At 36.7% G+C, this 13,623-nt stretch carries 8 protein-coding genes; all 8 read left to right on the forward strand.

Going from position 1 to position 13,623, the window contains the following annotated elements:
- Positions 1-116: 116 nt before the first annotated feature.
- The 8 genes from BHE18_RS00945 (at position 117) to BHE18_RS00980 (ending at position 13,620) form a co-directional block, all read left to right on the forward strand.
- Positions 117-2,681: an MrcB family domain-containing protein gene (locus BHE18_RS00945; RefSeq protein ID WP_071616894.1), complete on the forward strand. Its 2,565-nt coding sequence runs from the start codon at positions 117-119 to the stop codon at positions 2,679-2,681.
- A gap of 2 nt (positions 2,682-2,683) precedes the next feature.
- Positions 2,684-5,161, forward strand: coding sequence for a restriction endonuclease-like protein (locus BHE18_RS00950; RefSeq protein ID WP_071616895.1), 2,478 nt, complete (start codon positions 2,684-2,686; stop codon positions 5,159-5,161).
- Positions 5,162-5,308: 147 nt separating this feature from the next.
- Complete coding sequence (locus BHE18_RS00955) at positions 5,309-6,091, forward strand: HipA family kinase (RefSeq protein WP_071616896.1); 783 nt, start codon at positions 5,309-5,311, stop codon at positions 6,089-6,091.
- 5 nt (positions 6,092-6,096) lie between these two features.
- Positions 6,097-6,831, forward strand: a complete 735-nt coding sequence (locus BHE18_RS00960; protein WP_071616897.1) for a DUF3037 domain-containing protein — start codon at positions 6,097-6,099, stop codon at positions 6,829-6,831.
- Complete coding sequence (locus BHE18_RS00965; protein WP_071616898.1) at positions 6,816-7,424, forward strand: hypothetical protein; 609 nt, start codon at positions 6,816-6,818, stop codon at positions 7,422-7,424. Before BHE18_RS00960 ends, BHE18_RS00965 begins: the two co-directional genes overlap by 16 nt.
- A 1,166-nt stretch (positions 7,425-8,590) precedes the next feature.
- Positions 8,591-8,848, forward strand: coding sequence for a helix-turn-helix domain-containing protein (locus tag BHE18_RS00970; protein ID WP_071616899.1), 258 nt, complete (start codon positions 8,591-8,593; stop codon positions 8,846-8,848).
- Between the two features lie 280 nt (positions 8,849-9,128).
- A complete protein-coding gene (locus BHE18_RS00975; RefSeq protein ID WP_071616900.1) occupies positions 9,129-10,283 on the forward strand; it encodes a restriction endonuclease-related protein in 1,155 nt (384 codons plus the stop codon).
- Positions 10,273-13,620 (forward strand): hypothetical protein, encoded by a 3,348-nt coding sequence (locus tag BHE18_RS00980; protein WP_071616901.1) that lies wholly within the window; start codon positions 10,273-10,275, stop codon positions 13,618-13,620. Before BHE18_RS00975 ends, BHE18_RS00980 begins: the two co-directional genes overlap by 11 nt.
- Positions 13,621-13,623: the final 3 nt, after the last annotated feature.

Consider the following 13,623-nt stretch of genomic DNA (forward strand, 5'->3'; position numbering starts at 1 on the left):
TAAATATGAATATGTTATCTAGATTATTTTAGCATGATTAATCTGAGACTTGCAGAAAGCTATATTAATTGGAAATAATTTGCTAAACTAAAGAAAACGACGTTTAGGAGACATCTATGATCATAGAAATCTTAAAAGCATTAGCTGAAAGAATTGAAGTGGTACAAACCTTATCACTGAACAAAAATAATTACATTAAAAGAACAGATGAAAAAGGTATTTATGTAGAGACGGAGTCATCAATGGAGAAGTTCCGGCGTGGAGAAAAGACGAGTTCACTTGAGTTAATTTCCTATGAGTTTATACAACAAGCTTGGCAAGAATTTTCTTCTAAGCGGGTGGCTTCTAAAGAGGACTTTGTAAGAACACGGGGGAGAACTTCATTTATTATGTCTTTTTTCGCGAAGCTTCCTTTTGTAAAGGTAGTAGAAAATGGACAAAAGACAGCGATTTCGTTAATAGAGTTCAAAACAGATGATTTGCCAAATGAGCAGATCCACAAGGTAAAGACCTTTTTAGAGGAAATCATTGAGGGTACTTACCATCCCGAAAGATTAAGTGAACAACTAGAAGGTAATGAGTATCGAATCAAATCAAGAGCGCGTCAGGACTTGAGGCTGCTAGGTTTCCTAGATAAGAATCAACATCAAAACGAGGAACTCATTAACAAATACATAAAATCTTCTAATAAGATTGAACTATTAAGGGAACAAATTTTACATAAACAGTATTTTAGAATCGCACTTGAAACATTGGATTTATTAGAAGATCATACACCAAATGAGAAAAAGAGAGCCTTGATTGAGCTAGGGAAACTAATCGTAAGGAATTCACTTGGGGATAATCTAATGGTGGATAGTGTTGCGAAAGAAAGATCTACCAATCTTCTCAAATGGCTTCAATATGTAAATTTAATCAATGAAGAGTACACTCCGAATATTCAAGTCAATACACTAAAGGAGCACCATATGGTGAATACATCAATCCGTGAAAAACTCTTATATATCATGAATAACTATGTTTCAGCGAAGGCACAACCTTTCGGAGGGAACGCGCTTGGATCTTATGTAAGGAATGCTGTGCCTAAAGAATTTCAAAAGCTTCCTTTTTTGAATGATAAATATGTTGTTACTGGCTCTGTAGGTCAAGGGAACTGGGCATCTGTTCCTTGGATTGCGATTATGAATAAAGAAATTACAACTTCCACTCAAAGAGGCTATTATATCGTTTATTTATTCAGTGAAGATATGAGTAGACTTTATTTAACGTTAGCCCAGGGAGTAACAGAAACCACAAAAGAAGAGATGTTGAAGCGTAAGCAAGAGATACGTGATCACGTTGAAATGAGGGCTTCGGTTAAGAAGGATAATGATTTATATCTAGGAGAGTCAAGTAAAGCAAAGGGATATGCTCTATCCACTGCTGCTTACATTGAATATCAGAAAGACGAGATGCCTTCTGAAAGAGAACTTGTTGAAGATTTAGAGAGCATGATTTCCTATTATGAGAGATACATAGATCATTCTGAATCACAAGATAATGCAGAGGATGTTTTGCCGGAAGTTGAGGTAGCCGCGGTCGAGTTTAGGAATGACAGCGAAATGGTTGATCATATCCATACTTTTATTTCTACTAAAGGATTTTATTATGAACGGAGAGATATTAATAACTTATATCTTTCTCTAAAGACTAAGCCTTTTGTTATTCTCTCCGGCATCTCAGGAACCGGAAAAACTAAAATCGTCCAACTCTTTGCTGAAAGTCTTGGAGCAACCGCAGATAACGGACAATTCGCGTTAATCCCTGTCCGTCCAGATTGGAGCGATGGATCAGATCTTATTGGCTACCGGGACATCAAAGGCGAATTTCAAGCAGGTCCCTTTACAAAGGTATTAATAGAGGCGAATAAACTGGAGAATCGGGATAAGCCGTATTTTGTTCTGTTAGATGAGATGAATCTAGCCAGAGTGGAATACTACTTTAGTGACTTGCTGAGTGTGATGGAAAGCCGTGATCATAAGGATGGAGAGTTGGTTTCTGCTCCTGTGGTTGAGGAGACGGAAGTTGGCCGATTGCTAATGAGAGACAATCTATTTATCATTGGGACGGTTAATATGGATGAAACGACTCATCCATTCAGTCCGAAGGTTTTAGACCGCGCCAATACGATTGAATACAATGAGGTGGTTCTGGATCACTTTGGTTTCTTGAGTAAAGATTCTGCTGCTGAACCGTTGTCGGTTTCAAATAAGCAGGTTGCTGGCCGGTTTCTGAATTTGAAGGATGCATATTTTGAACATGAAGATTTGGTTAAAAAGGTTACTAGATTGCTAGTTGAAGTGAATTCAATTTTGGAACCGATTAAGGCTCATTTTGGTTACCGGGTTCGGGATGAGGTTTGTTTTTATATGATTTATAACGATGAGGATCAACTGATGTCGTTTGATGAGGCGTTTGACTATCAGCTGCTTCAGAAGGTGCTTCCGCGGTTAACTGGGAATGATCTTAAAACGGAAGATGCACTGAAGAAGTTGTTCCGATTCTGTACGAGTCATGAGTGGGTGGATGAAGATGTCGAGACGATTTTGAAAGAGGCTCGTTTCTCGAAATCAGCTAGGAAGCTGTCGAATATGATACCGAAGATTATGCATGACGGCTTCACTTCTTTCTGGGGTAGTTAAGGATGAGTGGATCGGAGACGAAAGAGCTTCTGTATATTGAAACGGAGGATTTGTCGCTTTATATTAAGGGGATGCCATATAATTCACGCTTTGAAAATCTATCACAGTATCGAAAGCACTCTGTGATTGAGAAAGAGGCTATGAGGTTTAAGGTGAACGGGGAGAACATAGATTCAGTTGAACTTTATGATGTGGAGACTGATTCGCTTGAAGTCGAAGAGGGACATTCTTATTCTCCTGTTTTCTTTGAGAATGGCACTTATCAGATTGTCATTTCCCCTAAGAATGATAAGGAATTGTCTTTTTATCATGAGCACCCAGGGTTGCGGGGTGCTGTTGAGCCTGTGGGGAGAGGGAAGAATCCGATTCTGATGGGGAACTTGCAGTTCATGAATGAAGTCGGATTCACGAGCTTTCAGGTGAAGCATAAGGGGAAGACGTTAGTTGATGTTACGCTTGAGATCTTTCCAACGAAGTTAAGTTATAAGGATGATTACCGCAAGCTGCTTGAAGAGGTGAATGATGATGTCTATAATCTGGCGTTTCACTTTATTAAGAAGACGTTTCTAGGGGCTTCGAATCATTTGTCAGAGAATCCATCATTAACGGAGTTTTACCGGTTGATTGAGTTTTATTTCGAGAGTTTTATCAAATCGATTCAGCGCATTGAGGAGCAGCCACATCATCAGCTGCTGACGGAGCATCAGATGGTAAGAGGTGAGCGCATCAAGAAGCTGGATAGCAAGGGGAGAAAGCACTTACGCCGCAACCCTCGTTTATTTATAGAAACGGACAATGGAATGGTGCTGCATGATAAACCAGTGTTTCCGGTGAAAGGTTTGAATGCTCGGAAAACCATTACCTACGACACGCTAGAGAATCGGTTTGTAAAATGGATGATGGAGCGGCTAACGCACAAGTTAGCGGATTTGGCTAAGAAGGCTGCTAGCCAGTCAGGTAGGTATGAACGAGCGGTTGATGAGGAACTCCTGGGTAACATCATGTCTATGCAGAAGAAGTTAATGGCTTTTATGAACAAGCCGTTTTGGAAGAGTATCAACTCAATTGATCGATCAGTGACGAGCATGGTGATCCAACGGAAGATCGGATACCGGGATGCTTATAAGATCTATTTGGTGGTTACGAGAGGGCTCGCGTTAGAAGGCGAGCTGTTTAAGATGTCTGTAAAGGATGTGGCCACTCTTTATGAGTATTGGACGTACTTGAAGATGGGACAGATCCTGCGGAAAAACTATGTATCAGAGTACCAGGACGTTGTGGCAATTCGTCACGGGTCTTTGTTTGTTGACCTAGATCAGACATCAAATGCAAAACAGGTATTTACTCATCCTCAGACGGGCGAGCGGATTGTTCTTTCTTTTCAGAAGAGAGAAGGGAAGCTGCCTACGGTGACGCAGAAGCCAGATATTATGCTTGAGGTGGAGAAGAAGCATTCGCATAACCGGTATCATTATGTGTTTGATGCGAAGTATCGGATTGATTTCGGGTTTGGATCAGGTGATGCCGAGAAGGTCGGGCCGCTTGAAGAGGACATCAATACGATGCACCGCTACCGGGATGCGCTGGTGAAGAAGCATGATCAGCGTGACAGTTATGAGCGGTATTCCTTCGGAGCGTATGTGCTGTTTCCTTGGAATGAAGAGCAGGCTTATTTGGATCATCCTTTCTATAAGAGTATTGATGAAGTCAATATTGGCGGGCTGCCATTCCTGCCGAATTCAACCGTGCTGGTTGAGCGATTAGTTGATCGCTTTGTTGAGAGTAATCCTGAGGATCTGCAGGAGGAAGGCGTCTTGCCGACTGGAGCATGGACTCATTGGGAGTTGTCGCTTGATGAGAAGGTGTTGGTGGGTACGGTGAATGATGCTCGGAGGTATCGGGATTATAAGAGGGATGGATATTTCGAGTTGTATTCTGCTGGACTGCGAAAAGGGTGGCAGAGTTCTGAGTATGTGGCGTTGTATGTGACTAGTGAGGTTAGTGCTGAGACTGGAGTTGCTAATGGGATTGAGTTTTATGGTCGGGTTCAGGATGTGAAGGTCCAGGGGCAGCGTGTAAGGTTTGAAGTTGAGAGTTGGCGTATGCTAAAGCGTGGGATTCGTCCGGTTGGTTATGGGATTCAGTCTCATATGTTGACGACGATGACTTTACTTGAGCAGGCTGAGGAGCTTCCGGAATTGTTTATGAAGTCTGGTGAAGAGATTAAGTTGTGGCGGATGCTTAGGCGGCTTAATAGTAGAGTAAGAACAAGTTTGGATGACACTACAATTGATCGTGCTAGGAAAGTCCAAGCTTATCAAATTGGGCATGTTGAGGTAGTGATGAATCCAAGTAATGATAAGCTTGAGGTTTTACAGCATGGCGACGTACTCGAATCGATCCCTATAGATGTTTTTACGAAGCAGCCGGTGATGGCTTATCGGGGTATACGGAAGGCGATTTTTGGTCGGGTGCAATGAAAAATTTAATGAGAGTTCCCGTGAAGTAAGGACAGTAACTATAACTATATTCAGAATGACCCTAACAACTGTAAAAATATACAATATTATAGCGGTTAATATGGTATTATTTACTATATAACTGAATGAATGAAAGGGTAATTGACAATGATTCCAACCGTTGAAGCAAAATTTCATAATAAGGATATTATAGATGTAGACGGATCTTGTTATCCAAAGTGTTACTTTTGTGATGATAATGAAACCTATGTAGTTAAATTTCAAAATGTTGCTACAAAAATTTTACCAAATGAATATATTAGTTATTTGCTTGCTAGACATCTAGAATTACCTGTATATGAATCAAAGCTCATTAATATTGATAGTTATATATTAGATGAAGAGCATCTTTGGTTAGGGGATGGTATACAATTTGGAGTTAAGTATGATAAAAATGCAATAAGACTCAATTCAAAATTAATATTTAAAATAAATAATGTACACGATATTGCTAGAATTATTGTTTTTGATCAATGGATAAATAATTTAGATAGAGGATTAGGCTATGATAATTGGCTAATGACACCAGTCGAGGATCATTATATATTAAATATTATAGATCATAGTGATGTTTTTGGAGGGAAAGGTTGGACAGGACAGAATATATATAGAAATAAAGATAACATAGAGAACTTTTCAGGAAGACAAGCAACATACAATGACCTATTCGAAAAAATTTCCCAGCCTGTAATTGAAGAAATAAATAGTTTTGCTCAAAAGATAAGTGAATTTGATAATACAATGCTATTAGAAATAATTGAATCAGTTCCAACTGAATGGAGATTAGGTGAAAATGATAAGAAATCGATCCTATTATTCTTAAGACATCGTAAAGAATTAATAGTAAGTCACGTTTCGAATCAAAAAAAACTCATTGAAATTGCGGGGTGATTTAAATGGAAAAAGGGTTATTCTCAATTATTAAGTTTATACCGAATCCAATACGAGATGAAAGCATTAATGTTGGAATAATTTTGCATACACCAGAAGCTGGGAAAATTAAACTCGGATATGAAAAGAATGATACTAAAAGTAAATTAATGCGTGTCGCCCCTAAATTTGACAAAACATTAATATTCTATTTAATTAACCAATTACAAGAAATTATTAATACTACTGAAACTAGCGAAAAAGAAGACCCCCTACTCTTAGAGAATATCCAGAAACAATTTAATAAATTTATTGTGGCTTCAAAGCCAAAAAAAATAATGGTAGAGAATTTTGAAGAGGATTTAGATACTTTGTTTAACGAGTTTGTAATTAGTTCATATAAAATGAAAATTAATGAAGACTTACTTAAGCGATTACTCAATTATGATGAAGAAAAAAATAGGTATATTAGCTATTTAAATAATGAATACCTCATACCCTTTAAAATAAATTCAAATAGTAATATTAAACTAAAACACATAGAGGATTTTTATAAAACGGAATTGTTAAAAAATATCTCAGATGTAGTTTTTACTTCAGAAAAAAATGAAAAAGAAGGAGCACTATCTCAAAGTATTATCTTTAAGGTATGGAATGATTCCATAAAAGATACAAACAATAGAAATATTAAAAAGAGCCATGCTCACACGTGGGAATATGATAGTGATAGAGAGGAGAGAGTGAATTGGACAACTTGTTAAATGAAGATGAAAAAATAGTAAATGACTATTATTTCTTTAAAGAAAAAATATTAAATAATCAACTAAATTTACAAAGGGTTTTTGATATATTGGAGGAATTAAATACTAAGAAAGAAGGTTTACTTCCTGCAACATTCTACTTTAATGAATACTTTCCTAATAAATTTGGAAAAGAGGCCTCTAGATTTCTAAATAACTTGTTAGATGATTCAGGAGACTTAATTAGGACATTAACTGAAATACAGCAGATTGAACAAGATGATTTAGCAGAAATGAGTTTAATTGCATTTAAATATAAAAATATCCTTGATAAAGTTTATGGTATTTACACGGAATCATATAATCTTTTAAATGTATGGAGTGCTTCAAATAAAAAAGGGGAATTATTAACATCATTCACTAGAGTAGATAATGAAACTTTTGTAGTGAAACTTGAGATTGAAGATAGTTTATCAATTATTAACCACTTAGTAAATTCTCTAATCAAACATTATGAAGTAGAAAGAAGAGAAGATATTAAAGAAGAAATAATGATTGAGTTAAATAACTTAAGAAAAGATCTGGAAGCTATGAATTCTGAAAATAACTATTAAGAATAATTTGAAATGGAACATTAAGGGAAGAATTCTTGAAATCCGTTAGCGTTGTTTGTTAGGAATCTTTTTTTATCGCTTCACGCAAGGTTTACTAAGCTGATTTAGCAGAGTAGTGGACTTCTGTTGAGACGTAACTTGGTATATGCTAACGAAATGTGAATATCAGGTTTGAAGAAAAAGAGAACGTCAGGTTTAGAAGGAGTTAAACTCAAAGATAAATGAATTGGCGAGGTCAGTATTTTCACTCATGCGGACTTCGCCTTTTTTAATATTATTTTCAATGGGGACGATTCCTTTTTATCTAAAGAAAACCGGCCTCACTCTACCCTAACCACATCTTCAAAATGATGCGAAAGTAAAGTAGATTCATTTCAAAAATATAAATATATACTTATCAATTAATCATTTAAATATTAATTATCTCATTTATCCATATCTATTTCTATCTAAGTTAAGGAAAATAATTACTTAAAAATCATTTGTATATAATCTTAAATACTCAATAAGAAATTAAGATATCATTGACACTAACTGGGTATAAATGGATATTGATAGATAGTAATTTAGTGATATGTATAATAGAAGAAACTAGTTTCATTTGATAATCCAGATAATGAATTTTTGATAATTATTATAAAGATTCAAACAAACTAATTTGATTGATAAAGTCTTAAACACCAGGGATTTTATTAAAGATCTAAGTTATCAATAGTTAGAATATATTATTAAACTTTATGTTAAAATTAATTACAAAATTAGAAAGAGGTGAATATTTATATTATCGTTTTCAAATTTTCTATTTGAGCAAATTAATTTTTTGAAAACTAAAGAAGTAAAAGAGAGATTATATTCGCTATTAATATGAGCCAACCATTTTGGAGTCATTAATCATGAACTATCTATAGGGCTGAAATTAGAAACAAGTTCTTTGGGTAATACCATACATTTTTTAAAGATTATACATAAGTCTGAGAGTTAAAAATAAGAGGGTCAATAATTTTAATTAGTAAGAGTCATTATGTAACGGAAAAATTTTGAAAGAAACAATTTGAATATCAAGTAAGAAGTTGTTAATAAACACATCTTTATTATCTGGACAACCTTAGAATAGAAACAGATTTAAGTACTAAACATATGTACAAAAATAGAAAGGAGTAAAGACTTTGAGTGAAAGTTTAAGAGAGACATTAAAGGTTTCGGAAGAATTTGATCGATTAGATGAACAGAAATTAATTATATCTTCTGCAATTTATGAAAAGATGAAGGAAAAGGAAATATCAATTAGAAAACTTGCAAAGAATATTGATGGTATAGGACCTGCCCAGATTTCAAGAATCTTAAATGGAAAGAATTATAACATAACAACAATTTTAAAGATTTTAGACTACCTTGAATTAGAATTGTATGTCAAGAAAAAATAATTTTGTTATTTTCTTAGACTGATTTCTTAATCAGATTGTTAATAAATTTCTTGTAATTAGTTAAAATACATATTTTTACAATTCTGCTTTGGAATAAACCAACCTTTCATCTTGTAACAATTATCCTTAAATAATTGCTGCTTGATTTAAGAGTTGGCTTTTTTATTTTTTTGAAAAAACAGTTGACATTCATAAAATTGGCATATAACATAAAATCCATCAAGATTACCCGATCCAATTGTGGAACGGAGATCATGAAAAATGGTAAGGAGGGACGACGATGAAGGGGATAGAAGATTTAATAGAATTGGTTGAATGGGTGAGAAGATTAGAGAATAATGTTGAGGATGCCGTCCACTCATCTAGTGAAGACACAGTTGTATCCAGAGATTTCGAAATATTCTTTAATCGGTTTCTTTACTTCATGCTCCAATTTGATCTGAAAGAATACCCTGTGAATTTGTTTCACTGGCTTAAATTGCTTAAGAAGCCACTAAAAGATTGGTGGCCAGCCGCTGCTAACCTGCTTGATGAGGAAGGAATTTCATCAGATTTTATCATACTGGATGACGAAATAGGGTTGTCCGAAGAGGCTGAAGAGCTTTTGCGGGAGTATAAGTCATACCAGGAAGCAAGTGCTAAAGTTGTACGTGATGTACTTATCCATTGTCGGGATGTGAGCTTGGAGAAAGGCTTGGATATGCAGTGGTCCTACACGAAATTTAGGTTATTTCTGATAAAAAACCCTGTAACGAATATAGAAGCGATGGAATTGTACTGTTTGGAAAACGATTTCGATCATTTCCTTACAAGCTCTTTGGAAAACTGTTATGAAGATATTCCGCCATCCTCTGCTTTCAAATGTCAATCATGTGGATGGACCTTACATGAGAAAACGAAGAATGTATTTGTCTGTATAAAACAACAATGCCTTAGAAGCTATGATGTTAGTAGCCTTAATCACTATGAGATTACAGAAGCAGAACAGCTGCGCGTGAAGGAAAGCATACAATTTTCGACCGTTATTCCCGGACAGCGTGAACTCGAATTGAAAAGAAAGTTAGTAAAAAGCGGAGCTGCCATAGAGTTATATCCTGATTTAGAAAGATTAGGAGATTTGAGGGTACGCAGGGCAGGGGAGAAAGCTGGTTCAGAAGAACTTTTAATAGATGTGAAGGATTACCGGAATGCAAAGCAACTGGCCAAGAAGCTAGTAACAGATCATGCCGCGGGGCTAGTTAAAACCCCGGTCATAGCAGTACCTGATGACAAAGCAAACAGTCGGTATTTGAAATTTGTTAATAAGCGCCTTGTCGAGATGGGGATTAATTCATGTAAAGTGTACTCATTTAAACAGGTAGTCAGAATGTTTAAAGAGTTGAGCTCTGATGGCGCCCAGCTTTTTGAAGTAAAGGAGAATATTCATGTTTATTAGTTTAACGGCTTTAACCTCTGATTTGAAAAAATCCTTTGAGGATGCTGTACAAAACAACTCCATTCCTGTGAACCGGGTTGATTTGGAGGTGATTATCCAAGTTGAATTCATGATTTTTGGTTTTCAGCAAAACTATGGTTCAGATGAAAAGTGTGCTACCACTGAAAATATCTGGTCTATATTGCCGAATCACCGGGGAGCACTTCTGCCAGGGAAACAAGAAGAAGTGTTGGATATTCTCCGTTTATATTTTTCCCGGGAATTCACCCTACCCACATGGAGAAGACTGGTGGATCACTATCTCTCCATCCAAAATAGTTTTCGAATCTACGAACTTCACAAAAAGGGGTATTTTTATCATAAGCTGGCAGCTGTCATGCCGGAGAGACATATTGAGTACGGCAAGCTATTAACGGCAGAATCAATCTCTGCCAGAGAACCTGAAGATCCTGTTTTCATAGAAAAGGAGGATAGTCACTATTACTTTTTAGATACATATAGAGGAAGAACAGAAAGGAGAATGCCTTACACCCAAGATAATGAAAAGCGCTTTCCGCCCCATTTAATACAAAGCCAAGATAAATTGCATGAAGAAAGAAACCGTTGGATTCTACCGAGCGGCCGCACCAAAATTCCCCGAAAAAAACTGGCTCTGTCGCTGCACCCTGATTCCTGGTTGTCGACAGCTGAAGAGATGGATGCCTTTATTAAAAGAAATCTGAATGCCTATTCAGATTATGATAAAAAGCAATTGCGCAGATGGATTGATGCACAATCATCCTTTCGATTAAAGCCTACTGCTTCAAGAATGAACGAAAAACTTGAATACAAGGACCAAACAGGGATTGCCGGGTTAGTCGGGGCAGGAAAAACGACATTTCTTAACTTGGAAGTGTTTCGATTGAAAAAGTTAGGTGTCAAATCTGGTATCTTTACGGTGAATGTGGTTGACACTCTTATGCATGTTTACCGCTTGCACCTTGTAGGAATCAAAGCAGTGCCGATCATTGGGAAAAGTTCGGCGAAAAAACATTTAAAAGATTTTTTAAGAAAAGTAAAAAATGAAGCAAATCGTTCATTTGAGGTAAACCCTCTGTCTCAGCTTTCAATAGAATATGTCTTGCAATTTTTCGAAGGAAGTTGTTTGGCTCAGGTTCTCTCTGAAAATTGGAATCATACTGGTGTAAATCCATGTATTTCGATAAAAAAAGATGGATATGAAAATGAGGATAACCGGTTTGCTTGTCCCTTGTTCACAAAGTGTGGAAAATATACGATCGAGCGATCATTAAGAGAAGCTGATATGTGGGTAGGGACCCTTAGCGCATTTATTAGTTCAAAGCCCAGGGATATTATCAACCCTTACAAAAAAACGTATGCAGAACTGGCACATGATGAACTGGATGTCATTTTTGTCGATGAAGCGGATAGTGTACAGCAAATGGCTGATACTTCATTTCTGACTGCAAACAAAATTTTTGGGGAAGATGAAGCTGTTTTTGAAAAGAATTTTTTGAAAGTAAGCCATGAGCTGGCTACCAGGTATGATTATGCCAATAGTAAGCACTCACATCTATGGCGGATCCATTCAACAGAAATTAACCATGTCCATCATCTTATTTTTGAGCTGATCCACGAAAGTGAATTTGTAAGGGGAAGAATTAAAAATCGGACATTTGGGATTCATCAGATTATGATCTTGATAACAAAGTTCCTCTACGAAATAGCACCCGATCAGATGTTAAGCGACCATCCTTTTTTCACCTTACTGAAAGATATTGACTTTAAGATGTTAAGAGACAGTCAAAAGGCTCGGGATGCATACATGGAAAGGGCAATTCGGTCATTTGTTAACCAGATGCATGAACAAAAGAGCTACGATGATTTGGATTTCCTGTCATTGAAAGAGATTGAAAAGGAAGAGACAAAGAAACTTTTATCGGTGTTCCTTAACAGTCCTTCCTTACAATCCCTGCAGAGAAGGCATCTTTCCAGAGATGAACAGGAAGAGGTTTTGCAGTTATTCCGCTTTTTTGTGTACCATCTGTATTTCGATTATAACTTTAAGTTCTTAATCGGTATAAAGAAAGCAGTCGAATTACTTTGTAATCAAACTATAGAAGATCTTTCCGGGCAGTACCAAAATGTAAAAAGGTATTTGCCGTTACTTCCAGAGGCAGCCACCGGCCGTGAATTTCAGTATTATTTTAAAGAATCTAATAAAGCGGGAGCCGTAGGGACTTTCAGTACATACGACTATTTAGCTATCGGAAGGAATTTCCTCACAGAGTTCGGCACCTTGTTTCGGAACCTTACTGGAAAACAGGGGCCGGCCATGTGTTATATGTCAGGCACGAGTTTTGCAGAAGGTTCAAATCATTATCATGTTGATGTTCCATTAGACTTTTTACTAGAGTCTACATCTGAAAAAGTCTCCACGATTAAGCAGTTTCTCTATCCAGTATATAAGAATGGAAAACCTATTTATATTTCAGGAGTAAGAGATGAAAAACAGAAGAAACAAAACTTAAGGGAAATGGCTGAACAACTAGTTCCAAAATTGAAAGAAGAATTATCCCTTTGGCATCATGATGGTCGTAAGGTTCTGATTGTTGTTAATTCCTATGAGCAGGCCAATATTGTTCAGAGTCGTCTCGAACGGTATTTCCCAAACAAGGTTCGGGCACTGGCGAAACAGATTGATGACGAAGCAATTACACAGAAAGTCCTGAGGGCAGAAGTAGAATTCTTTGCTGACACTGAAGCAGACATCTTAATCGTTCCTCTGCTTTCCATTAATCGTGGATATAACATATTGAAACAAGAGGAATCGAACTCCCTGTTCGGAAGTATATTCTTCTTGATTCGCCCCTATATACCGGGTGACTCTATTACCAATATCATTCAGGTGATCAACGGGGCCGTTCCGTATTACATTGAACAGGCTAATTATAAGGGGTTGCATTTCTATGAAGCTATTAAATATATCCGATCCCGATCAAATTCTTTAATGCAGCACATGCTGCTTGAAGACAATGAGTGGTCTTATTTAGATGTAATCGAAAGAAAAAACATGGCGTGGTACATGTTTATCAATGTTTGGCAGATGATCGGGCGACTGTTGAGAGGTCAAACTGATGCCAGAGTTTTTTATGTAGATGCCCCATTTGCGGCAAAGCATGCAAATGGAACAGGAAAGAAAGAAACTTTGCAAAGTAGTATGCTGCGTGCCTGGGTTTCAATTTTGGAAGAGCAGTGCTCAGACAATTGGGCCAAACAGGAATTGTATGGAGAATTTTTAAGAGGGCTGAAAAAAGCATTATCAATGGGAGGATAAGCA

The sequence above is a fragment of the Rossellomorea aquimaris genome, assembly GCF_001877785.1.
Taxonomy (GTDB): Bacteria; Bacillota; Bacilli; order Bacillales; family Bacillaceae_B; genus Rossellomorea; species Rossellomorea aquimaris_A.

Coding starts and splice junctions, on each gene's coding strand:
- BHE18_RS00945 (WP_071616894.1), top strand. CDS start 117: ATGATCATAGAAATCTTAAAAGCATTAGCTGAAAGAATTGAAGTGGTA.
- BHE18_RS00950 (WP_071616895.1), top strand. CDS start 2,684: ATGAGTGGATCGGAGACGAAAGAGCTTCTGTATATTGAAACGGAGGAT.
- BHE18_RS00955 (WP_071616896.1), top strand. CDS start 5,309: ATGATTCCAACCGTTGAAGCAAAATTTCATAATAAGGATATTATAGAT.
- BHE18_RS00960 (WP_071616897.1), top strand. CDS start 6,097: ATGGAAAAAGGGTTATTCTCAATTATTAAGTTTATACCGAATCCAATA.
- BHE18_RS00975 (WP_071616900.1), top strand. CDS start 9,129: ATGAAGGGGATAGAAGATTTAATAGAATTGGTTGAATGGGTGAGAAGA.
- BHE18_RS00980 (WP_071616901.1), top strand. CDS start 10,273: ATGTTTATTAGTTTAACGGCTTTAACCTCTGATTTGAAAAAATCCTTT.